This is a genomic window from Variovorax sp. MSC1_012, from assembly GCF_023667525.1.
In the GTDB taxonomy this organism is placed as follows: Bacteria; Pseudomonadota; Gammaproteobacteria; order Burkholderiales; family Burkholderiaceae_C; genus Variovorax; species Variovorax beijingensis_B.
In genome coordinates this window covers 2,343,222-2,363,541 of the sequence record NZ_CM174443.1, presented here as the reverse complement: position 1 = coordinate 2,363,541, position 20,320 = coordinate 2,343,222, and the positions used below count along the sequence as shown (strand labels likewise).

Genomic DNA, 20,320 nt, shown 5'->3' with positions numbered 1-20,320 from the left:
GGATGACGGAATCCATTGAAGAAAAGAAAGTCCCCGCGAAAACGCCGGCCACCGCGGCGGGCGAATGGCTCAAGGTCGAGTCGCTCGACCTCGACGCACAGGGCGTGGCGCACAACGCCGAAGGCATGGTCGTGTTCATCGAGGGCGCCTTGCCTTTCGAGGAAGTGCAATTCAACGTTCATCGCCGCAAGAACAACTGGGAGCAGGGCACGGTCACGGCCATCCGGCGCGAATCGTCGCAGCGGGTGCGGCCCGGCTGCCCGCATTTCGGTTTGCACACCGGTGCGTGCGGCGGCTGCAAGATGCAGCACCTGGACGAGGCGGCGCAGGTTGCAGTGAAGCAGCGCGCCCTCGAGGACAACCTTTGGCATCTTGGCAAGGTGCGGCCCGAGAACGTGCTGCGGCCCCTGGAAGGGCCGGCCTGGCACTACCGCTACCGCGCCCGGCTCTCGGTGCGCCATGTGGTCAAGAAGGGCACCGTGCTGATCGGCTTTCACGAGCGCAAGAGCCGGTATCTCGCCGACATGCAGGTCTGCCCGGTGCTGCCGAAGCAGGTCAGCGAGATGCTGATGCCGCTGCGCGCATTGATCGGCTCGCTGGACGCCCGCGAGACCTGCCCGCAGATCGAACTCGCCTGCGGCGATGCGCCCGGCACGACCTCGCTCGGCACGATCGCTTTGGTGCTGAGGCATCTGGAGCCGCTCTCCAATGCGGACATCGGCCGCCTGAAGGCCTTCGCGGCGCAGAACGCCGGCGTCCAGTGGTGGCTGCAGGCCAAGGGGCCGGACACGGTGAAGCTGCTGGAGGAGGGCGGCATGCCGCTGTCCTACGAGCTGCCCCAGTTCGGTGTGACGATGCCGTTCAAGCCCACCGATTTCACGCAGGTCAACCCGCACATCAACCGCGCCCTGGTGGGGAAGGCGCTGCGCCTGCTCGACGTGCAGGCGCACGAGCGCGTGATCGACTGGTTCTGCGGCCTCGGTAACTTCACCCTGCCGCTGGCCAGCCGTGCGCGCGAGGTCCTGGGCATCGAGGGCAGCGACACCCTGGTCGCGCGCGCGAGCGACAACTTCAGCAAGAACCAGCCCGCCACCTCCGCCAGGCGGGCGCTGTCGGCGACCCGGTTCGTGGCCCGCAACCTCTTCGAAATGACCCCCGCCATGCTGGTGGCCGACGGCAGCGCCGACAAGTGGCTGGTCGACCCGCCGCGCGAGGGCGCCTTCGCGCTGGCCAAGGCCATGGCCGACCTGCACCTGCAGCCCGAGCTGCGAACCGATGGCTGGGCACCGCCCAGGCGCATCGTCTACGTGAGCTGCAATCCGTCCACCCTGGCGCGGGACGCCGGCCTGCTGGTGCACCAGGCCGGCTACCGCTGCACGTTCGCGGGGGTGATCAACATGTTCCCGCACACGGCGCACGTCGAGTCGATCGCGGTGTTCGATCTGGCATGAAAAAAGGGCCCGACGGGCCCTTTTTTCACTGGCGCATGCGGCGCCTCGTTCGTTGTTCGCTCAGTCGCGTTCGCCGCCAGCGAGGCCGAGCAGGGCCAGCAGGCTCTGGAACACGTTGAACAGGTCCAGGTAGAGCGCAAGCGTGGCGCTGATGTAGTTGGTTTCGCCGCCATCCATGATCTGCTTCAGGTCATACAGCATGAAGGCCGAGAAGATGCCGATGGCCGCCACCGAGATGGCCATCATGCCGGCGCTCGAACCGACGAAGACGTTGATGATGGCTCCCACCATCAGCACCAAGGCGCCGACGAAGAGCCACTTGCCCATGCCGGACAGGTCGCGCTTGATCACCGTGGCCAGTGAAGCCATCACGAAGAAAACGCCGGCGGTGCCGCCGAACGCGGTCATGATGAGCTCGGAACCGTTCTTGAAGCCCAGCACCATCGCGATCAGCCGCGACAGCATAAGGCCCATGAAGAAGGTGAAGGCCAGCAGCACCGGCACGCCGGCTGCCGAGTTCTTGGTTTTCTCGATGGCGAACATGAAGCCGAAGGCGCCGCCGAGAAAGACGATGAGGCCCAGCCCGCCCGTGAGCGAACTGGTAATGCCGGTGGCGACGCCGAGCCAGGCGCCCAGCACGGTAGGCAGCAGGCTCAGCGCGAGCAGCCAGTAGGTGTTGCGCAGGACGCGTTGGCGCTCAGCCTGCGGCAGCGCCTGGCCGTAGCCGGCGGAAGTGTCGAGGGTGGTAACGCGGTCGTTCATGGCCGTAGCTCCTTTGGTTGCTGCAATGACGCAGTTGGGCGCATTCTAGGGGTCTGCAAGAGGGGGGCGGCACAAAGACCGTATGGACGATGGTCCTAAGCGCTGCGGCGGTCCCGGGCCGGTTGGCCGTTATGCTGTGGGGTTTTACGCAACCTGATTCTCAACATGAAGACCAAGTCCTTCCTCGAACTCGCCGATGTCAAGGCCATTGCCGCAGCTGCCGAGGCTGAAGCCCTCAAGAACAACTGGGCCGTGACCATTGCCATCTCCGACGATGCCGGCAACCTGCTGTGGCTCCAGCGCCTCGATGGCGCCGCGGCACTGTCGTCCCACATCGCGCCTGCCAAGGCGCACACCGCAGCCATGGGACGCCGCGAGAGCAAGGTCTACGAGGACATCATCAACGGCGGCCGCAGTGCGTTTCTCACGGCGCCCGCCGTGCAGGGCCTGCTGGAGGGCGGCGTGCCCATCGTGAAGGACGGCCAGGTGATCGGCGCCGTCGGCGTGAGCGGCGTGAAGTCGAACGAGGACGCCCAGATTGCCAAGGCGGGCATTGCAGCCCTCGGTCTTTGAGCATTCGACGCGCCAAAGCAAAACGCCGACTTTCGAGTCGGCGTTTTTTTGGATATCCAGCGTGAAAAAAAGCTTGGCTAGTCGGCGAACCGTTGGCTAGCAAAAAACGACCCTCGGAGATGAATCTCCTCAAGTCGCCCCACGATGAAACTTGCGCGAAGGGCGGGCTGACTGCTTACTTGGTAAGAATCAGCTTGCCGAGTTTGGTGGCTTGGAGCCGATAGAGGGAGCCGTTGTGCATGATGCCCACGGTCTTGCTTCCCTTGAGAAGCTCCGTGCTTTCGACCATCGGCGCCGGGCGCGGTGCCTGGATGGACGCATGTCCGCCACCCGATTGGTCGAGCGAAGGATGGCTCAGAACAGAAAAGGCGTTCGGCTTGGCTTGCATCTAAATTCCCCTTATCGAAGCGATGAGTGAATGATAATGATTCGCAATAAAAAGTCAATCGCCACGATCAACTTTTTTTAGGGCCATTCAGTGACTTACTTCGCGTCGGGCTCGGTAATGAAGCCGATCTTGCGCACGCCGGCCTCGCGGGCTGCCGACATCGCCTTGGCCACGCGCTCGTAGCGGACTTCCTTGTCGCCGCGGATGTGCAGTTCGGGCTGCGGGTTCTTGGCGGCTTCGGCGGCAAGGCGGGCGGGCAGATCGGCGTCTTCGATCTTCTGTTCGTTCCAGTAGTAGTCGCCCTGGGCAGCAATGCTGAACAGGATGTTCTCCGGCTTGGCCTGCTCGGGTTCGCTGGTGGCGCGGGGCAGATCGATGTTGACTGCGTGCTTCATCACCGGCACGGTGATGATGAAGATGATCAGGAGCACCAGCATGACGTCGACCAGCGGCGTCATGTTGATCTCGTTCATCACCTCATCGGGTTCGTCCTGGGTTCCGAAAGCCATGATGCTCAGCCCTTCTTGAGCGGAACCACGATGGCGTCGCCACCGCCGCTTTGCACGCGCGCGCCCGTCACGAAGTAGGCGTGCAGGTCATGGGCAAAGCTGTTGAGCTTGGTGAGAACAAACTTGTTGCCACGCACCAATGCGTTGTAGCCCAGCACCGCCGGAATGGCCACCGCGAGGCCCAGCGCTGTCATGATCAGTGCTTCGCCGATCGGGCCTGCCACCTTGTCGATGGTGGCCTGGCCGGCCGAGCCGATGCTCATGAGCGCGTGGTAGATGCCCCAGACCGTGCCGAACAGGCCGATGAACGGCGCCGTCGAGCCGACCGATGCCAGGATGGCGAGGCCGGTCTGAAGGCGCGCGGTGAACGCATCGATGCCGTTGCGCAGCGAACGCGTGATCCAGTCGCTCACGTCCAATGCATCGTGCAGATGGGCTTTCGTGTTGCGATGGTGCGCAGCCGCTTCACGGCCTTCCAGTGCCAGGGCGCGGAACGGGTTGCTGTCGTCCTTGCCGAGCTTGTTGAGTGCGGTTGCGAAGTCTTCGCTGTGCCAGAAGTCCTGCGAATGCTTGGCAAGGCGCTTGTACTTGATGACGTCGAGTGCCTTGACGATGATCACGATCCACGACGCAAGCGACATGCCGATCAACAGCAGCGCGACGGCCTTGGTGACGAAATCGCCCTGGTTCCAGACGTTCATCAAGCCGAATTGGGAATCCATACGAAGTTGCTCCAGAGAAAAATTAGTTCAGTTTGAATGAGAAGGGGGCCCGCAGCAGGTAGGTCGTCTGTGCGTTGCCTCCCGTTTGCCTGAAGGGCGTGACCTGGGCGGTGCGGGCGGCGCTGAGCGCCGCTTCGTCGAGCCGTTCGAATCCGCTGGACTTGAAGAGTTCGACGCGCTTGGCGAAGCCCTCGCTGTCGAAATAGATCGAGACGACGGTGGTGCCCGACTCGCCCAGGCGCCTGCTCATGCTGGGATACACGAGCCTGGGCTCCCTGACGTAGCGCGTCTGGCCTTCCGAGATTTCGATCGTCCGTGGTGCAGGCGGCGCCGGCGGCGGGGGCAGAGGAGCGGGCGGCGTGGGCGCGGGAGCTTCCGCAACGGGGGCAGGAGGCGGAGGCTCGGGCACGCCGACCGGCGCACGGGGCGCGGGTGTCGGCTTCGGCTCGCGGACGGCCACCGGGCGAGGCGGAGGCTTGACGGCCTCGGGCTTGCGCTGCGGAGGCGGCGGCGGGGGAGGAGGCGGCTCGGCCGGCTTGGGCGGCTCGACGAACTGGCTCAGGATTTCGACGGGGATCACCACTTCGGCAGCGCGGCGCAGCAGGCCGCTTTGCAGCGCCCACAGCGCGGCTGCATGAAACAGGATCACGCCTCCGGCAATGAGTGCATTGCGCGAGAGGCCCAGAACGGAGGGAGGGGGGGCAAAGCGGTCAGACACGATCAACCAATTCGAATGCGGGCACCCACGGAGCGTGCCTCGATTGCAGCAAAACCGCTACGACTACTGTTTACTTACGAAAGATCCACCAGACCGAGCCTGCAACGAGTATCAGGCTGCCGCCGAGTGCCGCGAAGAGTTCCATGCCTTGCTTTCCGAGATGGAGGTGGCAAGCTGGATCGCACTCGTTCCCGATTCGCGGTTCAACGCGGCAACCGGGTGAGAGGCGCTGCACTGCGCGACGATATCGCGCGCACAACCTTCACACTGGCCACACTGGGTGGCCACGCCAAGCTCGAACTGGACTTCGTCGAAAGTCATGCCGGCCCGCACGTGACGTGCGATTTCACGGTCGGAGACTCGGCGGCAGACGCAAACGATCATGGCGGTGAAAGCGGCAGTTGGCTGGCTGGTTGGGTACGAGCCGATTATAAATACGAATCTCTCGCATTTTCAATAACTATCCCCGCAGGAGGTCTTCCGTACTGATTTTTCGGGAAATCGGGCGGGTGAAGCAGCCATTCCGAGAAACCGGGCGTGCGGCTTCGGGGCGTTCGCGGGTGCAAACCTGGGTGCGTTCGGCCGGGCCCTCGACACTGGTGGCGATGGTCGCCCTGCATCTGGCCGGTGTTTGCTTTCACGAGCTGGTGGCACCGGAAAAACCTGGTTGCCGCCATGCTCGGCGGGCGCAAGCGCCCGCGGGAGCCGGGTGACGTCGACCGAGACGTCGCCCCGGCCTGGTCGAAATCAGCTGACTTCGCCCATCTGCGACTGCAGATAGTTCTGCACGCCGACCTTGTCGATCAGGTCGATCTGGGTTTCGAGGAAGTCGATGTGCTCTTCCGTGTCGTCCAGGATTTCCTGCAGCAGGTCGCGCGAAACGTAATCGCGCACCGTTTCGCAGTAGGCGATGCCATCCTTGATGGTGGCTTGCGCGCCGGTTTCCGCGCCCAGGTCGCAGCTCAGCAGTTCGGGCACGTCTTCGCCGATGTTCAGCTTGCCCAGGTCCTGCAGGTTCGGCAGGCCGTCGAGCATGAAGATGCGGTCCATCAGCTTGTCGGCGTGCTTCATTTCGCCGATCGATTCCTCGTATTCCTTCTTGGCCAGCTTGTCCAGGCCCCAGTGCTTGAGCATGCGGTAGTGGAGGAAGTACTGGTTGATGGCGGTGAGCTCGTTCTTGAGCTGCGCCTGCAGATGTTCGATGACCTTGGGGTCGCCCTTCATGATGTTTTCCTTGTTCTGAAAGCACCGATTGTCAGAGGGGCGGACGCGCCCTTGCAAGCAATCCCATGCTGCGCCGGTCTGCATGCGTGTGATGGTGATACACGTTCGTATTGCGGCCTGCCGAACATGGCGCGGAGCCCATCGCAAACATAGCAAGCTCCAATAGCTTTAATAGCCCATGGCTATTGAAAATATAAGATTGGTAGTTATACTCATGGCTCGCACTTATTTTTCCACCCGCAGCATCCAAGGAATCACCATGTCCCTGATCAACACCCAAGTCCAACCCTTCAAGACCCAGGCCTACCTCAACGGCAAGTTCATCGATGTGTCCGACGAGACGCTCAAGGGCAAATGGTCCGTGCTGATCTTCATGCCGGCGGCCTTCACCTTCAACTGTCCGACCGAAGTCGAAGACGCGGCCGACAACTACCCCGAGTTCCAGAAGCTGGGTGCCGAGGTCTACATCGTGACCACCGACACGCACTTCTCGCACAAGGTCTGGCACGACACGTCGCCTGCCGTCGGCAAGGCCAAGTTCCCCCTGGTGGGCGACCCGACCCACACGCTGACCAACGCTTTCGGCGTGCACATCCCCGAAGAAGGCCTGGCGCTGCGCGGCACCTTCGTGATCAACCCTGAAGGCATCATCAAGACCGCCGAAGTGCACTCCAACGAAATCGCCCGCGACGTCAAGGAAACCCTGCGCAAGCTGAAGGCAGCGGTCTACACCGCCGCCCACCCGAACGAAGTCTGCCCGGCCAAGTGGAACGAGGGCGACAAGACCATCGCTCCGTCGTTCGACCTCGTCGGCAAGATCTAAGCGTCCCCGCGCGAAAGCCCGGGCGCTCACAAGGCCCCCGGGCTTTTTTGTCCCCAGTTGATAGTTTTCAGTTATCGAAAGAGAGTCCGTCATGCTCGACGCCAGCACCAAAGCCCAATTGAAGAGTTACCTCGAACGCGCCACGCAGCCGATCGAGATCGTCGCCTCGCTCGACGACAGCAAGGCCTCGGGCGAAATGCTGTCGCTGCTGAAGGACGTCGCCGAAGCGTCGCCGCTGGTCAAGCTGACCGAAAGCCGCGACGACAACCATCGCAAGCCCTCTTTCTCGGTCAACCGCCCGAGCGAGAACCACGGCCCGCGTTTCGCCGGCCTGCCGATGGGCCACGAATTCACCTCGCTGATCCTTGCACTGCTGCAGATCGGCGGCTATCCCCCGAAGGTCGAGCAGGCGGTGCTCGACCAGATCCGCGCACTCGACGGCGACTTCGAGTTCGAGATCTATGTTTCGCTCACCTGCCACAACTGCCCCGACGTGGTCCAGGCCCTGAACCTGATGGCCATCCAGAACCCGCGTATCCGCACCACGATGATCGAGGGAGGCACCTTCCAGGACGAGGTCAAGGAGCGCCAGGTGATGGCCGTGCCGACCGTGTTCCTGAACGGCACCGAATTCGGCCAGGGCCGCATGAGCCTGGAAGAGATCCTCGCGAAGATCGACACCAGCGGCGTCGAGCGCGAGGCGAAGAAGATCGCCGCCAAGGACCCGTTCGACGTGCTGATCGTCGGCGGTGGCCCCGCCGGTGCCGCGGCTGCCGTGTATGCGGCGCGCAAGGGCATCCGCACGGGCGTGGCCTCGGAGCGCTTCGGCGGCCAGGTGCTCGACACGCTCGGCATCGAGAATTTCATCTCGATCAAGGAAACCGAAGGACCGAAGTTCGCCCACGCGCTCGAAGAGCATGTGCGCGACTACGACGTCGACATCATGAACCTGCAGCGCGCCAAGGCGCTGGTTCCGGGCAAGGACCTGATTGAAGTGCAACTCGAGAGCGGCGCTTCGCTCAAGAGCAAATCGATCATCATCTCGACCGGTGCGCGCTGGCGCAACATCAACGTGCCCGGCGAGCACGAGTTCAAGAACAAGGGCGTGGCCTACTGCCCGCATTGCGACGGCCCGCTGTTCAAGGGCAAGCGCGTGGCCGTGATCGGCGGCGGCAATTCGGGCGTCGAGGCGGCTATCGACCTGGCCGGCATCGTGGGCCACGTCACGCTGATCGAGTTCGACACGCAGCTGCGCGCCGACGCCGTGCTGCAGCGCAAGCTCAAGAGCCTGAAGAACGTGGACGTGTTCACCAACGCGCAGACCACCGAGATCACCGGCGACCAGAAGGTCAACGGCCTGGTCTACAAGGACCGCGCGACGGGCGAGCTGAAGAAGGTCGAACTCGAAGGCGTGTTCATCCAGATCGGCCTGGTGCCCAATACCGACTGGCTCAAGGGCGTGGTCGAACTGACCAAGCACGGCGAGATCGTGGTCGACGCCAGGGGGCAGACTTCCGTGCCAGGCGTGTTTGCCGCGGGCGACGTGACGACCGTGCCGTTCAAGCAGATCATCATTGCGGCCGGCGATGGCGCGAAGGCGGCGCTCGGCGCTTTCGATCACCTGATCCGGACCTCGGCCCCGGCCGAGCAGGCGGCTGCCTGAACGGCGCCTGCGGCAGCCTGGCAGAGCGGCTGCCTCAGTAAACCAGCCGCTCCGGCTTCAGTTCCTGCAGGATGGTGGTGGCAATTTCCTCGATCGACTTGGTCGTCGTCGAAAGCCACCGGATGCCGGCCCGGCGCATCATGGCCTCGGCCTCGCTGACTTCGTGGCGGCAGTTCTCGAGGCTGGCGTAGCGCGAATCGGGCCGGCGCTCGTTGCGGATCTGGCTCAGGCGCTCGGGCTGGATCGTGAGCCCGAAAATCTTCTTGCGGTGGGGCATCAGCGCCGGCGGCAGCTGGCGGCGCTCGAAGTCCTCCGGAATCAGCGGGTAGTTGGCCGCCTTCAGGCCGTGCTGCATTGCCAGGTAGAGCGAAGTCGGCGTCTTGCCGCTGCGGCTCACGCCCACCAGGATCACGTCGGCACCTTCGAGGTCCCGGTTGCTCTGGCCGTCGTCATGGGCCAGGCTGAAGTCGATGGCCGCAATGCGGGCGTCGTATTCCTTGCTCTTGCTGACGTCGCTGAAGCGGCCGATGCGGTGGTTCGACTTCACCGCCAGCTCGATCTCCAACGGCCGCACGAAGGTGCCGAACATGTCGAGCAGCATGCCCTTGCAGCCGGTTTCGATCACCTCCAGCACCTCCATGTTCGCCAGCGTCGTGAAAACGATGGGGCGCACGCCTTCCAGTTCGGCCGTGTGGTTGATCTGCCGCACCGCCTGGTGCGCCTTGTCGACCGTGTCGGTGAACGGCAGCCGCACGTGGCGCGGCTTCATCTCGAACTGGGCCAGCACGGCGTTACCGAATGTTTCGGCGGTAATGCCGGTGCCATCGGAAATGAAGAAAACGGTGCGTGTATGCATGGTGTTGCTCTTGCGGCCTTGTCCTGCGGCGCGTGCAATCTCGCCACGCCTACAATCCGGGCCATTATCGGGAATCCGCTTTCCCACCCCCAATTCTTTCCATGCACACCGCGCCCGCACCCAGAGCAACGAGAACGATCGTGTCGCGCCGTCTGCATGCAGCACCGGTTTCAACTTCTGGAGCTTTCCCATGTCTGCACTTTTCGACGCGACCGCCCTGGTCGTACCGTTTGAAAACCTGAGGATGACCGACGTCGAGTCGGTCGGCGGCAAGAACGCCAGCCTCGGCGAAATGATCTCGCAGCTGCCGCAGGGCGTGCGGGTGCCCACGGGCTTTGCGACCACGGCGCATGCGTTCCGCCAGTTCCTGGCCCACGACGGCCTGGCCGACAAGATCAGCAAGCGGCTCGCCGCACTGGACACCGAAGACGTGCGGGCGCTGGCCGTGGCCGGCGCCGAGATCCGTGCGATGGTCGAGGCCCAGCCCTTTCCGGCCGATCTGCAGAAGGCCATTGCCGATGCGTTTGCGGAACTGAGCGCCGGCAACCCCGCGGCCTCGTTCGCCGTGCGCTCCTCGGCCACCGCCGAAGACCTGCCCGACGCCTCGTTCGCGGGCCAGCAGGAAACCTTCCTCAACGTGGTCGGCATCGACGACGTGCTGCACAAGATGAAGGAAGTCTTTGCTTCCCTCTACAACGACCGCGCCATCAGCTACCGCGTGCACAAAGGCTTCGCGCACGACGTGGTGGCGCTCTCGGCGGGCGTGCAGCGCATGGTCCGCTCGGACCTCGGCGCGGCCGGCGTGATGTTCACCATCGACACCGAATCGGGCTTCGAGGACGTGGTGTTCATCACCTCCAGCTATGGCCTCGGTGAAACGGTGGTGCAGGGCGCCGTGAACCCCGACGAGTTCTATGTTCACAAGCCCACGCTGCGCGCCGGCAAGAAGGCCGTGATCCGCCGCAACCTGGGCTCCAAGCTGATCCAGATGGAGTTCGCGTCGCCCGAGGAGAAAAAGGCCACCGGCAAGCTGGTGAAGACCACCGACGTGAAGGCCGAGCAGCGCAACCGCTATTCGCTGAGCGACGCCGACGTCGAGCAGCTCGCCAGGTACGCACTCGTCATCGAAGAACACTATGGCCGCCCGATGGACATCGAGTGGGGCAAGGACGGCACCGACGGCCAGCTCTACATCCTGCAGGCGCGCCCTGAAACCGTGAAGAGCCAGCAGCAGGGCAAGGCCGAGCAGCGCTACAAGCTGCTGGGCAAGGGGGCGGTGCTCGCCGAAGGCCGTGCCATCGGCCAGAAGATCGGCACCGGCCCCGTGCGGCTCGTGCACAACATCAGCGAAATGGACAAGGTCCAGGCCGGCGACGTGCTCGTCACCGACATGACCGACCCCAACTGGGAACCGGTGATGAAACGCGCCGCCGCCATCGTCACCAACCGCGGCGGGCGCACTTGCCACGCCGCCATCATTGCGCGCGAGCTCGGCATTCCGGCCGTGGTCGGCTGCGGCGATGCGACCGACCTGCTGAAGGACGGCACGCTGGTGACCGTGAGCTGCGCCGAGGGCGACACCGGCTTCATCTACGACGGCCTGCTCGAAACCGAAGTGACCGAAGTGCAGCGCGGCGTGATGCCCGAGATCGACATCCAGTTGATGATGAACGTCGGCAACCCGCAGCTGGCCTTCGATTTCGCGCAACTGCCGAACCACGGCGTGGGCCTGGCTCGCCTCGAGTTCATCATCAACAACAACATCGGCGTGCATCCGAAGGCGATCCTCGATTATCCGAACGTCGACAACGACCTGAAGAAGGCCGTGGAGTCGGTGGCCCGCGGCCATGCCTCGCCGCGCGCTTTCTATGTCGACAAGGTCGCCGAAGGCATCGCGACCATCGCTGCGGCCTTCTGGCCCAAGAAGGTGATCGTTCGCCTGTCGGACTTCAAGTCGAATGAATACCGCAAGCTGATCGGCGGCAGCCGCTACGAGCCGGAAGAAGAAAACCCGATGCTCGGCTTCCGCGGTGCGGCGCGCTACCTGAGCAAGGATTTCGGCGAGGCCTTTGCCATGGAATGCGAGGCGCTCAAGCGCGTGCGCAACGACATGGGCCTGACCAATGTGCAGATCATGGTGCCCTTCGTGCGCACGCTGGGCCAGGCCGAACGCGTGACCACGCTGCTCGGCGAACATGGCCTGAAGCGCGGCGAGAACGAGCTCAAGCTGATCATGATGTGCGAGGTGCCGAGCAATGCCATCCTGCCGGAAGAGTTCCTGAAGTACTTCGACGGCTTCTCGATCGGCTCGAACGACCTGACCCAGCTCACGCTCGGCCTGGACCGCGATTCGGGGCTCGAGCTGCTCGCCGCCGATTTCGACGAGCGCGATCCGGCCATCAAGGCACTGCTGAGCCGTGTCATCAAGGCCTGCAAGGCCGAGGGCAAGTACGTCGGCATCTGCGGCCAGGGTCCCAGCGACCACCCGGACTTTGCGCTCTGGCTGGCAGAGCAGGGGATCGAGTCGATTTCGCTCAACCCTGACAGCGTCATCGACACCTGGCAGCAGCTCGCCAAGCGCTGACAACTGAAGAGCGGCGGGGGCGCGCGCCCGCCGCGCGAGTAGCCCTTGCGGGAAGTCCCTCACCGGGGAATTCCCGCTTTGGCACGTCGCTTAATTGAATCAGAATGTGTTACTTGTGTCAGACTTGCGACATTCGCAAGCTGGCGGGTTGCTTGCGGATTGCATGGCGAAGCCGCTCGTCGCCGCACCCGCCGGTTTTTCGCGGAAGAAACCATCATGATTCTTGTCAAGACAGAAGCCGGACAGCAGGTTCTCAAGGATCGCTCGGTGCCGCTTTCGCCGCGCCAGCGCACCGCCTTCATCCTGTTCGACGGCAAGCGCTCGGTCGACGAGGTGCTTGCCTCCGGAACGGGCATCGGGCGAGAAGAAATCGACCAGATGGTCGATCTCGGGCTGCTCGGGCCCGCGGCGGGGAGCAAGCCGGCTGCGCCGGCGCCAGCCAGGCCGCCCGTGCCCGAGGCGCCTGCGCCGGCTGCTGCAAGCAAGGCGCCCGCGGTGCCAAAGCCGGCCGAACCCGCGCCGTCCACCGGGCGCAGCAGACAGCAGCGCTACAAGGATGCCTATCCCATCGCCACCCAATTGACAGGTGCGCTCGGCCTGATGGGCTTCAGGCTCAACCTGCAGGTCGAAGGCACCACCAGCTACGAAGACCTGGTCGCCCTGGCGCCCAAGATACGCGCCGCGGTGGGCGCGGAGAAGGCCGCAGCGCTGGACCGGGCCCTGAACGACTGAGGCTGGACACGCGTGGCGTAAGCAGTGCTACAATAGCCGGCTTTGCCTTGCCACACTGCGCCCGACGCTGCAGGTGGCTTTTCCTCTTCCACGGAAGAATCCACAAGGAGTGCCATGCGTCACTACGAAATCATTTTGCTGATCCACCCGGATCAGAGCGAACAAGTTCCGGCCATGCTGGAGCGCTACAAGGGCCTCATCACGGCCGGCGGCGGCAAGGTCCACCGCGTTGAAGACTGGGGCCGCCGCCAGCTGGCCTACCAGATCAACAAGCTCAGCAAGGCGCACTACCTGTGCGTCAACATCGAAGCCGAGCAAACCGTGATGGGCGAACTGGAACACGCGTTCAAGTTCAATGACGCCGTGCTGCGCCACCTCACCGTTCAGAAGAAGAAGGCCGAAACCGGTCCTTCGTCGATGATGAAGACGGTCGAGCGCGAAGAAGCCCGCAAGGCTCAGCAGGCCGAATACGCCGCCAACAACAGCTGATGGCGTGACCGCTGCCGCTGCTGCGGCAACCGGAGTCAATCAGCTTGTGCTGACCGCCTCGGTTGCTGAACTCGGAGCCTTGCGATACACGCCCGCCGGCCTTCCCGCCATCGATCTGAAGCTCGAACACGAGTCGACGCTCCAGGAGGCAGGAAAAGCCAGGCAGGTGAAAGCGGCCCTCAGGGCCGTTGCCTTCGGCGCCATCGCCGAACGGCTCGCAAAGCAATCGATGGGAAGCCTCTGGCGTTTTCAGGGCTTTCTCGCGACACCGGGCAATGGCAAGCATCCGGTCCTGCACATCCAGGATTTTCAGCAAGATTAATTTTCGACAAGAGGTCCCCAAATGGCCACGTTCAAGAAATTCAACAAAGACAAGCGCCCGAAGCGCAACACCCAGTCGCTGCTGTTCAAGCGCAAGCGCTTCTGCCGCTTCACCGTCGCTGGCGTCGAGGAAATCGACTACAAGGACATCGACACGCTGCGTGACTTCATCAGCGAAAACGGCAAGATCATTCCCGCCCGCCTGACCGGCACGCGCGCGATCTACCAGCGCCAGCTGAACACCGCCATCAAGCGCGCGCGCTTCCTGGCCATGGTGCCGTACAGCGACCAGCACCGCGTCTAAGAAGGAGCACACACCATGCAAATCATTCTTCTGGACAAGGTTCTGAACGTCGGCGGCCTCGGCGACATCGTCAAGGTCAAGGACGGCTACGCACGCAACTTTCTGATCCCGACGGGCCGCGCCCGCCGCGCCACCGCTGCCAACAAGGCCGAATTCGAAGCCAAGCGCGTCGAACTCGAAAAGGCTGCGGCCGCCAAGCTGGCCGAGTCGCAAGCCCAGGGCGAAAAGCTCGGCGGCACGACCGTCAAGCTGACCCAAAAGGCCGGCGTCGACGGCCGCCTGTTCGGCTCGGTCACCAACGGCGACATCGCCGAAGAACTGGGCAAGCAAGGCTACAAGGTTGCCAAGTCGCAGGTGCGCCTGCCCAACGGCCCGATCAAGGTCGTTGGCGACAGCACCGTGAGCGTTGCGCTGCACACCGACGTGGTGGTCGACATCACCGTCACGGTCTACGGCGAAACCGCCTGATCGTCCACAGCGCCTTGTGCGCTGCCGCAAAAGCCGCCTCCGGGCGGCTTTTGTCTTTCTGCGCACCGGTTTTCCAGCGCGATGCACTGAAAGATCACTGTTTATTCACAACTTTGTCCACACACGCCAGCGCGTGCGCGGCTTAGCATGCAGGGTTGCAAGGGAAGTCCATGTCCGCCGTTTTTTCCTATGCCGACAATGACCCGTCGGCCGATCGTCAAGTTGCCCAGCTTCGCATTCCGCCTCATTCGATCGAGGCCGAGTCGAGCGTGCTCGGCGGCCTGCTGCTCGACAATGGAGCCTGGGACCGCATGGGCGACCTGCTGGTGGATGGCGACTTCTACCGCCACGAACACAAGCTGATCTATGCCGCGATCGGCGGATTGATCAACGCCAGCAAGCCGGCCGACGTCATCACGGTCTACGAGCAGCTGCAGGGCCTGGGCAAGGCCGATGAAATCGGCGGCCTGGTCTACCTCAATTCGCTCGCGCAGTATGTGCCGAGCGCGAGCAACATCCGCCGCTACGCGGAGATCGTGCGCGAACGCTCGATCCTGCGAAAACTCGTCTCCGCGAGCGACGAGATCGCGACCAATGCCTTCAACACGCAGGGCAAATCGGTCGACAAGATCCTGGACGAGGCCGAGCAGAAGATCTTCAACATCGGCGAAGAAGGCACGCGGATGAAGCAGGGCTTCCAGAGCATGGATGCCCTGGTGGTCGAACTGCTCGATCGCGTGACCGAGATGGCGGAGAACCCGAACGACATCACCGGCGTGCGCACTGGCTTCTACGAGTTCGACAAGATGACCTCGGGCCTGCAGCCGGGCGACATGATCGTGCTGGCCGCGCGTCCTTCGATGGGCAAGACCTCGCTGGCCATCAACATCGCCGAGCACGTGGCGCTCAACGAAGGGCTGCCGGTCGCGGTCTTCTCGATGGAAATGGGTGCGTCGCAGCTGGCGGTGCGTATCGTCGGCTCGATCGGGCGCATCGACCAGGGACACCTGCGCACCGGCAAGCTCAGCGACGAAGAGTGGCCGCGTCTCACGGAAGCGATCGAAAAGCTGCGCAACGTGTCGCTGCACATCGACGAGACCCCTGGCCTGACCACCAGCGAGCTGCGCGCCAACGCGCGCCGCTTGGCGCGCCAGTACGGGCGCCTCGGCCTGATCGTGGTCGACTACCTCCAGCTCATGAGCGTGTCGACCAGCATGAACGACGAGAACCGCGCCACGGCCGTGGGCGAAATCTCGCGCGGCCTGAAGATGCTCGCCAAGGAGCTCAAGTGCCCGGTGATCGCGCTGTCGCAGTTGAGCCGCGGCGTCGAAAGCCGCACCGACAAGCGTCCCATGATGAGCGACCTGCGCGAATCCGGCGCCATCGAGCAGGACGCGGACATCATCATGTTCATCTACCGCGACGACTACTACGACAAGAACAGCAAGGAGCCGGGCGTGGCCGAGGTGATCATCAGCAAGCACCGCAACGGGCCGACGGGCACCGTCAAGCTGACCTTCCTCAAGCCGCTCACCAAGTTCGAGAACCTGGCCAGCTACGGCAGCAGCGACGACTACTGACGCCGCCGCATCTTCATTTCCGCTGCTCCGGCAGCTTCGCTTCGGCCGCCCGCGCCTTCACCTGGCGCAGCATGTCGGCCAGCGTTTTGCCTGCTTCGTCGCGAAAGCGTTCGGGCAGCACGTCGACCGCGTCCATGCGGTCGATGCGAAAGCCACGGAAGTCGTTGCGTAGCTCGCACCAGGTCGAAAGCGTCCAGACCCTGCCCCAGTAGAAGCAGCCGAGCGGACGCACGGTGCGTTCGCTGGCATCGCCCGACACGTCGCGATAGTGAAGGCGCAGTTTCTGACGCGCCTGCACGGCTTCGCGCAGGATCTGCAGCCGCGCGCGCAGGGCGTCGCCCAGGCCCAGTGCAGGCGCGTAGAGCGCCAGTGCCTCGGCCGAGACGCGTGCCGCCGGCGGCAGCACCGAGAGGATCTTGCCGAGCCCGGTTTCGATGTCGCGCGCGAGCGCCGGATCGACCCAGCTCTGCGCCAGGCGGGCCGCGGCCACGAGCGCCGAAGCCTCGTCCTGCGTGAACATCAGCGGCGGCAGCTCGAAGCCCGCACCCAGCCTGTAGCCCACGCCGGCCTCTCCCTCGATCGGCACGCCCTGGTGCTGCAGGTCGGCCACGTCGCGGTAGACGGTTCGCTCCGATACCTCGAGGCGCTGCGCCAGGAAGGCCGCGGTGGTGAGCCGGCGCCCGCGGATGATCTGCACGAGCTGAAACAGGCGGTCGGCGCGGCGCATCAGCGTGCTTCCCGGGGTGGCCCGGCGAGCGCCTTCGGCCGGCCCTGGCGTGTGCTCATGAAACTCCGATGTGGATCGCCACCTTGTCCGGCCCCTCGTAGGCTTCGAAATCGCTGCGGTAGCGGCGCGCGATTTCCGGGTGTGCTTCGAAATACTGCCAGATGCGTTGCCAGGCGGCGATCACCATCTGCGGCATCTCGCCCTGGCCCGTGAAGACGAGGTAGTCGCCGGCCTCGAGGACCACGCTGCCCGTTGTATCCGCGACGGCCACGCCCACGGTCACGTCGAAGGCGCCATGCGCGTCGGATTCATAGCTGGAGTAGACGCCGAAGATGCGGGCGTCGCCGGTGCGGCCGGGCGTCGACCGGTAAGTCTCTTCGCCGAAGAAGCGATTCCATAGCGCGCCGATACGGGCGCTTGCGGGGTCGTTCTCTTCGCGGTTGGTGGTGCGGACCGTGAGGCCCGCGACCTGGAAGGCGTCGTGGTGCCGGCGGATGGGTTCCATCGGGGTTGTCTTCTGCATGGATGATGTGAGGATTGTGGCGCTCAAAGCGCGAGCGCCTTCAGGTCGGCTTTCATGGCCTGTGCGATCAGCACCATGTCGGCGTCGGAGACATCGAACAGCCCGAAGCGGAACTTGTAGCCCCACTGCTTGGGGTTCTCGATGAAGGCCAACTGCCCCAGCAAGGGCGCGATCGGCGCTTCGCGGGAGGCCGCGTAGGCCACGTCGAGCCTGCAAGGAACAAAGCCGTTGCCCATGTCCGCGTCATACGGCCCGCCCGGCTGCACGATGCCGATAGAGACGAAGCTGCGCAGCTTGTCGGTGCCGCCGAAGACCATGGCCGGTGCGTAGTAGGCGACGCGGTCGCCCGCCGCAACCCGCTTGAGCGGACCGAGCTTGCCGTGGCCGACCTGCATGAAGCCGAGCGGCTTGTGGTCGCGCCCGCGGCGGGCGTGTTCCGCGCTGGCGACGGCGATCCAGTTGCGCTGTGCCATGGTGCGATTCAGGCGAGCGCGTGGAGGCCGACTTCGTTGCCTTCGGTGTCGCGCAGATGGGCGATGAAACCCATGCCCGGCGGCAGCGCGGACTTGGGCGCGACGATGTGGCCGCCTGCCGCTTCGATGCGTGCCAGCGCAGCATCGATGCTCGGCATGCAGTCGAGGTAGATGCGGATGCCGCTGCCCGCGCGTGCGCTGGCGTTCGCGCCGGCCTGCAGGGCGCCCCCGGTGGCGGGGTTGTCGTACGGGAAGATGGCCAGCGTCTGGCCGCCGAAGTCTTCGCGGCGCAGCTTGCGGCCGAGCACGGCTTCGTAGAAGGCCTGGGCGCGGTCGATGTCGGTGACGGGAATCTCGAACCACGTGATGGCGTTTTGCATGGAGGACTCGCTTTCGTTGTGTTGAAGGAGCCCTGATGGTGCGGGCCGCCTCCTGACAGCGTGTTGTCAGGAGCCTGTCACCGCGGACGAAAAAAGGCCCGCAATGCTCTGGGAGCATTGCGGGCCTTTGGACGGCCGTGGACCGGCGGCTCTTAGAGCACGTCGCTCGCGAAGTCAGCCAGCCGGGAGCGCTCGCCGCGCGCCAGCGTGATGTGTCCGCCGTGCGGCCAGCCCTTGAACTTGTCGACCGCGAAGGTGAGGCCCGAGGAGCCTTCCGTCAGGTAGGGCGTATCGATCTGCGCAAGGTTGCCCATGCAGATGATCTTGGTGCCCGGACCGGCCCGGGTGATCAGCGTCTTCATCTGCTTGGGCGTCAGGTTCTGCGCCTCGTCGATGATCACGTACTTGTTCAGGAAGGTGCGGCCGCGCATGAAGTTCATGCTCTTGACCTTGATGCGGCTTCGGATCAGCTCGTTGGTGGCTGCGCGGCCCCATTCGCCTGCGCCGCCGCCGTCGCCCTTGGCAAGGAACTCGAGGTTGTCGTCGAGCGCGCCCATCCAGGGGCCCATCTTTTCTTCCTCGGTGCCGGGCAGGAAGCCGATGTCCTCGCCCACGCTCACCGTGGCGCGGGTCATGATGATCTCGGTGTAGCGCCGGTCGTCGAGCACCTGCGTGAGGCCCGAGGCGAGCGCCATCAGCGTCTTGCCGGTACCGGCGGTGCCCGTGAGCGTGACGAAATCGACTTCGGGGTCCATGAGCAGGTTCATCGCGAAGTTCTGCTCGCGGTTGCGCGTGTTCACGCCCCAGACCGCGTTCTTGCCCGAGCTGTAGTCCTTGAGGGTCTTGAACACCGCGGTCTTGTCGCGGATCTCGGTGACGCGCGCGTACATGCTCGGCTCGCCCGGGGCTTCGAAATAGACGAACTGATTGATGTACAGGTTGGGCACCAGCGGACCGCTGACCCGGTAGTAGGTGTTGCTGCCGCTTTGCCAGCTTTCGACCGTCTTGCTCTGGCGCGTCCAGAAGTCGGCCGGCAGCGCGAGCGAGCCCGCGTAGAGCAGGTCGCCGTCTTCCAGCGTCTTGTCGTTCTGGTAGTCGTCGGCGGCCAGGCCCAAGGCGCGCGCCTTGACGCGCATGTTGATGTCCTTCGACACCAGCACGACTTCCTGCTTCGGGCGGCCGGGCTGGTCGTTGGCGTAAAGATCGCGCAATGCCTGGACCACGCCGAGGATCTGGTTGTCGGCCTTGCCCTGGGGCAGGCTGATCGGCAGCGAGTAATCGAGCGGCGCGGTCTGGAAGAACAGCTTGCCGCCGGCCTCGCGATGGCCGGTGGTGTCGAGCTTCAGGCCCTTGGCAATGTCGGCGTCCTGGGCAGCGGCCAGCGCATCGAGCGTACGGCTGGTCTGGCGGCCGTTGCGGGCGACTTCCGTGGTGCCTTTCTTGTGGCCGTCCAGCTCCTCGAGCACGATCATCGGCAGGAAGATGTCGTGCTCCTCGAAGCGGAACAGGCACATCGGGTCGTGCAGCAGCACATTGGTGTCGAGCACGAACAGCTTGGCGGGCCCGTTGGATTTGCTGCGCTTGGGCCGCGCCGGGGCCTGCGGCGCCGCAACTTGCTGCTGCTGCGGTGCCGGCGCATGGACGGCGGGCGCCGGCGCCTCAGGCTCCCGGCGTGCAGCGGGCTGCTGACGCTGGCCGCGGGAAGGGGCGGGTTTCGATTTCGCGTGGATCGGTGGCGCGGCCTCGCTGCCGCCGCCTACCGCATCGGCGGCATCGCGGTCGAACAATTCCAGCGGCTGGGAGGAGCCGCTCGACGACGCCGAATCAGTGCGCGATTCGCCCGAGCGGCGCGATCCCCTGTGCGAGGAGCGGGCGGGTGCATCGTGCGCATCCGGCGAGAGCAATGCGGCGCGTTTCGTGGGGGCGGGAGGCAATGGCATGTGTCAGGTCGCTCGCAGGAAGTGGAAACCAGAAAACGAAAAAGCCGCCTGTAGACCAAGGCGGCTTTGTTCGGGGGATGCGGTCGTGGAGCTCAACGGCATGAGGCCAT

Annotated in this window: 24 protein-coding genes; 11 read left to right on the top strand and 13 right to left on the bottom strand. The window is 64.4% G+C overall.

Annotated features, from left to right (window positions below; translation table 11 throughout):
• The first annotated feature begins 2 nt into the window (after positions 1 to 2).
• Positions 3 to 1,451: a 23S rRNA (uracil(1939)-C(5))-methyltransferase RlmD gene (rlmD, locus tag L1081_RS11180; RefSeq protein WP_489416463.1), complete on the top strand. Its 1,449-nt coding sequence runs from the start codon at positions 3 to 5 to the stop codon at positions 1,449 to 1,451.
• 60 nt (positions 1,452 to 1,511) lie between these two features.
• On the opposite strand, the gene L1081_RS11175 is transcribed toward rlmD, so the two are convergent.
• Positions 1,512 to 2,213, bottom strand: coding sequence for a Bax inhibitor-1/YccA family protein (locus tag L1081_RS11175; RefSeq protein WP_319441532.1), 702 nt, complete (start codon positions 2,211 to 2,213; stop codon positions 1,512 to 1,514).
• A 165-nt stretch (positions 2,214 to 2,378) separates the two neighbouring features.
• Here L1081_RS11175 and L1081_RS11170 point away from each other — a divergent pair, with 165 nt between their 5' ends.
• The gene (locus L1081_RS11170; RefSeq protein ID WP_012746944.1) at positions 2,379 to 2,786 is read left to right on the top strand and encodes a GlcG/HbpS family heme-binding protein; all 408 of its coding nucleotides are present in this window, start codon (positions 2,379 to 2,381) and stop codon (positions 2,784 to 2,786) included.
• Between the two features lie 175 nt (positions 2,787 to 2,961).
• Here L1081_RS11170 and hemP read toward each other — a convergent pair whose 3' ends face one another.
• From hemP to bfr, 6 genes are all read right to left on the bottom strand, one after another.
• Positions 2,962 to 3,174 (bottom strand): hemin uptake protein HemP, encoded by a 213-nt coding sequence (gene hemP, locus L1081_RS11165; protein ID WP_018903010.1) that lies wholly within the window; start codon positions 3,172 to 3,174, stop codon positions 2,962 to 2,964.
• Between the two features lie 95 nt (positions 3,175 to 3,269).
• The gene (locus L1081_RS11160; RefSeq protein ID WP_319441533.1) at positions 3,270 to 3,683 is read right to left on the bottom strand and encodes an ExbD/TolR family protein; all 414 of its coding nucleotides are present in this window, start codon (positions 3,681 to 3,683) and stop codon (positions 3,270 to 3,272) included.
• A gap of 5 nt (positions 3,684 to 3,688) precedes the next feature.
• Positions 3,689 to 4,405: a MotA/TolQ/ExbB proton channel family protein gene (locus L1081_RS11155; protein WP_489416462.1), complete on the bottom strand. Its 717-nt coding sequence runs from the start codon at positions 4,403 to 4,405 to the stop codon at positions 3,689 to 3,691.
• Between the two features lie 22 nt (positions 4,406 to 4,427).
• Positions 4,428 to 5,126: a TonB family protein gene (locus L1081_RS11150; RefSeq protein ID WP_489416766.1), complete on the bottom strand. Its 699-nt coding sequence runs from the start codon at positions 5,124 to 5,126 to the stop codon at positions 4,428 to 4,430.
• Between the two features lie 108 nt (positions 5,127 to 5,234).
• Positions 5,235 to 5,507 (bottom strand): (2Fe-2S)-binding protein, encoded by a 273-nt coding sequence (locus tag L1081_RS11145; protein ID WP_018903007.1) that lies wholly within the window; start codon positions 5,505 to 5,507, stop codon positions 5,235 to 5,237.
• 363 nt (positions 5,508 to 5,870) lie between these two features.
• Entirely contained in the window at positions 5,871 to 6,347 is a 477-nt protein-coding gene (gene bfr, locus L1081_RS11140; protein WP_025569326.1) for a bacterioferritin, read from the bottom strand.
• Positions 6,348 to 6,606: 259 nt separating this feature from the next.
• On the opposite strand from bfr, the gene ahpC reads away from it, so the two are divergent.
• Positions 6,607 to 7,170, top strand: coding sequence for an alkyl hydroperoxide reductase subunit C (ahpC, locus tag L1081_RS11135; protein WP_007830764.1), 564 nt, complete (start codon positions 6,607 to 6,609; stop codon positions 7,168 to 7,170).
• Between the two features lie 91 nt (positions 7,171 to 7,261).
• Positions 7,262 to 8,833 carry an alkyl hydroperoxide reductase subunit F gene (gene ahpF / locus L1081_RS11130; RefSeq protein WP_489416461.1) on the top strand — a complete coding sequence of 524 codons (1,572 nt, stop codon included), beginning with the start codon at positions 7,262 to 7,264 and terminating at the stop codon, positions 8,831 to 8,833.
• A 34-nt stretch (positions 8,834 to 8,867) separates the two neighbouring features.
• Here the strand turns inward: ahpF and ppsR are convergent, their stop codons facing one another.
• Positions 8,868 to 9,689, bottom strand: a complete 822-nt coding sequence (gene ppsR, locus L1081_RS11125) for a phosphoenolpyruvate synthetase regulatory kinase/phosphorylase PpsR (protein ID WP_489416460.1) — start codon at positions 9,687 to 9,689, stop codon at positions 8,868 to 8,870.
• A gap of 190 nt (positions 9,690 to 9,879) precedes the next feature.
• Between ppsR and ppsA the strand changes: the two genes are divergently transcribed.
• The 7 genes from ppsA (at position 9,880) to dnaB (ending at position 16,167) form a co-directional block, all read left to right on the top strand.
• Positions 9,880 to 12,273: a phosphoenolpyruvate synthase gene (gene ppsA / locus L1081_RS11120; RefSeq protein WP_489416459.1), complete on the top strand. Its 2,394-nt coding sequence runs from the start codon at positions 9,880 to 9,882 to the stop codon at positions 12,271 to 12,273.
• Positions 12,274 to 12,489: 216 nt separating this feature from the next.
• The gene (locus tag L1081_RS11115) at positions 12,490 to 13,005 is read left to right on the top strand and encodes a hypothetical protein (RefSeq protein ID WP_489416458.1); all 516 of its coding nucleotides are present in this window, start codon (positions 12,490 to 12,492) and stop codon (positions 13,003 to 13,005) included.
• 114 nt (positions 13,006 to 13,119) lie between these two features.
• Complete coding sequence (rpsF, locus tag L1081_RS11110; RefSeq protein WP_012746958.1) at positions 13,120 to 13,494, top strand: 30S ribosomal protein S6; 375 nt, start codon at positions 13,120 to 13,122, stop codon at positions 13,492 to 13,494.
• Positions 13,495 to 13,498: 4 nt separating this feature from the next.
• Positions 13,499 to 13,816 carry a primosomal replication protein N gene (gene priB / locus L1081_RS11105; protein WP_319441537.1) on the top strand — a complete coding sequence of 106 codons (318 nt, stop codon included), beginning with the start codon at positions 13,499 to 13,501 and terminating at the stop codon, positions 13,814 to 13,816.
• Between the two features lie 21 nt (positions 13,817 to 13,837).
• Complete coding sequence (rpsR, locus tag L1081_RS11100; RefSeq protein WP_007830781.1) at positions 13,838 to 14,119, top strand: 30S ribosomal protein S18; 282 nt, start codon at positions 13,838 to 13,840, stop codon at positions 14,117 to 14,119.
• A 15-nt stretch (positions 14,120 to 14,134) separates the two neighbouring features.
• The gene (gene rplI / locus L1081_RS11095; RefSeq protein ID WP_007830783.1) at positions 14,135 to 14,587 is read left to right on the top strand and encodes a 50S ribosomal protein L9; all 453 of its coding nucleotides are present in this window, start codon (positions 14,135 to 14,137) and stop codon (positions 14,585 to 14,587) included.
• Between the two features lie 170 nt (positions 14,588 to 14,757).
• A complete protein-coding gene (gene dnaB, locus L1081_RS11090; protein WP_018903000.1) occupies positions 14,758 to 16,167 on the top strand; it encodes a replicative DNA helicase in 1,410 nt (469 codons plus the stop codon).
• Positions 16,168 to 16,180: 13 nt separating this feature from the next.
• On the opposite strand, the gene L1081_RS11085 is transcribed toward dnaB, so the two are convergent.
• The 5 genes from L1081_RS11085 to L1081_RS11065 form a co-directional block, all read right to left on the bottom strand.
• Complete coding sequence (locus L1081_RS11085; protein ID WP_489416457.1) at positions 16,181 to 16,894, bottom strand: WYL domain-containing protein; 714 nt, start codon at positions 16,892 to 16,894, stop codon at positions 16,181 to 16,183.
• A 55-nt stretch (positions 16,895 to 16,949) separates the two neighbouring features.
• A complete protein-coding gene (locus L1081_RS11080) occupies positions 16,950 to 17,417 on the bottom strand; it encodes an effector binding domain-containing protein (RefSeq protein WP_489416456.1) in 468 nt (155 codons plus the stop codon).
• Between the two features lie 23 nt (positions 17,418 to 17,440).
• Complete coding sequence (locus tag L1081_RS11075; protein ID WP_489416455.1) at positions 17,441 to 17,890, bottom strand: EVE domain-containing protein; 450 nt, start codon at positions 17,888 to 17,890, stop codon at positions 17,441 to 17,443.
• Positions 17,891 to 17,898: 8 nt separating this feature from the next.
• Entirely contained in the window at positions 17,899 to 18,270 is a 372-nt protein-coding gene (locus L1081_RS11070; RefSeq protein WP_489416454.1) for a VOC family protein, read from the bottom strand.
• Between the two features lie 152 nt (positions 18,271 to 18,422).
• The gene (locus L1081_RS11065) at positions 18,423 to 20,210 is read right to left on the bottom strand and encodes a PhoH family protein (protein WP_489416453.1); all 1,788 of its coding nucleotides are present in this window, start codon (positions 20,208 to 20,210) and stop codon (positions 18,423 to 18,425) included.
• Between the last annotated feature and the right edge of the window lie 110 nt (positions 20,211 to 20,320).

Bases quoted from the DNA above. Each gene is read 5' to 3' on its own strand.
- rlmD (WP_489416463.1), top strand. From the start codon at position 3: ATGACGGAATCCATTGAAGAAAAGAAAGTCCCCGCGAAAACGCCGGCC.
- L1081_RS11175 (WP_319441532.1), bottom strand. From the start codon at position 2,213: ATGAACGACCGCGTTACCACCCTCGACACTTCCGCCGGCTACGGCCAG.
- L1081_RS11170 (WP_012746944.1), top strand. From the start codon at position 2,379: ATGAAGACCAAGTCCTTCCTCGAACTCGCCGATGTCAAGGCCATTGCC.
- hemP (WP_018903010.1), bottom strand. From the start codon at position 3,174: ATGCAAGCCAAGCCGAACGCCTTTTCTGTTCTGAGCCATCCTTCGCTC.
- L1081_RS11160 (WP_319441533.1), bottom strand. From the start codon at position 3,683: ATGGCTTTCGGAACCCAGGACGAACCCGATGAGGTGATGAACGAGATC.
- L1081_RS11155 (WP_489416462.1), bottom strand. From the start codon at position 4,405: ATGGATTCCCAATTCGGCTTGATGAACGTCTGGAACCAGGGCGATTTC.
- L1081_RS11145 (WP_018903007.1), bottom strand. From the start codon at position 5,507: ATGATCGTTTGCGTCTGCCGCCGAGTCTCCGACCGTGAAATCGCACGT.
- bfr (WP_025569326.1), bottom strand. From the start codon at position 6,347: ATGAAGGGCGACCCCAAGGTCATCGAACATCTGCAGGCGCAGCTCAAG.
- ahpC (WP_007830764.1), top strand. From the start codon at position 6,607: ATGTCCCTGATCAACACCCAAGTCCAACCCTTCAAGACCCAGGCCTAC.
- ahpF (WP_489416461.1), top strand. From the start codon at position 7,262: ATGCTCGACGCCAGCACCAAAGCCCAATTGAAGAGTTACCTCGAACGC.
- ppsR (WP_489416460.1), bottom strand. From the start codon at position 9,689: ATGCATACACGCACCGTTTTCTTCATTTCCGATGGCACCGGCATTACC.
- ppsA (WP_489416459.1), top strand. From the start codon at position 9,880: ATGTCTGCACTTTTCGACGCGACCGCCCTGGTCGTACCGTTTGAAAAC.
- L1081_RS11115 (WP_489416458.1), top strand. From the start codon at position 12,490: ATGATTCTTGTCAAGACAGAAGCCGGACAGCAGGTTCTCAAGGATCGC.
- rpsF (WP_012746958.1), top strand. From the start codon at position 13,120: ATGCGTCACTACGAAATCATTTTGCTGATCCACCCGGATCAGAGCGAA.
- rpsR (WP_007830781.1), top strand. From the start codon at position 13,838: ATGGCCACGTTCAAGAAATTCAACAAAGACAAGCGCCCGAAGCGCAAC.
- rplI (WP_007830783.1), top strand. From the start codon at position 14,135: ATGCAAATCATTCTTCTGGACAAGGTTCTGAACGTCGGCGGCCTCGGC.
- dnaB (WP_018903000.1), top strand. From the start codon at position 14,758: ATGTCCGCCGTTTTTTCCTATGCCGACAATGACCCGTCGGCCGATCGT.
- L1081_RS11085 (WP_489416457.1), bottom strand. From the start codon at position 16,894: ATGCGCCGCGCCGACCGCCTGTTTCAGCTCGTGCAGATCATCCGCGGG.
- L1081_RS11080 (WP_489416456.1), bottom strand. From the start codon at position 17,417: ATGCAGAAGACAACCCCGATGGAACCCATCCGCCGGCACCACGACGCC.
- L1081_RS11075 (WP_489416455.1), bottom strand. From the start codon at position 17,890: ATGGCACAGCGCAACTGGATCGCCGTCGCCAGCGCGGAACACGCCCGC.
- L1081_RS11070 (WP_489416454.1), bottom strand. From the start codon at position 18,270: ATGCAAAACGCCATCACGTGGTTCGAGATTCCCGTCACCGACATCGAC.
- L1081_RS11065 (WP_489416453.1), bottom strand. From the start codon at position 20,210: ATGCCATTGCCTCCCGCCCCCACGAAACGCGCCGCATTGCTCTCGCCG.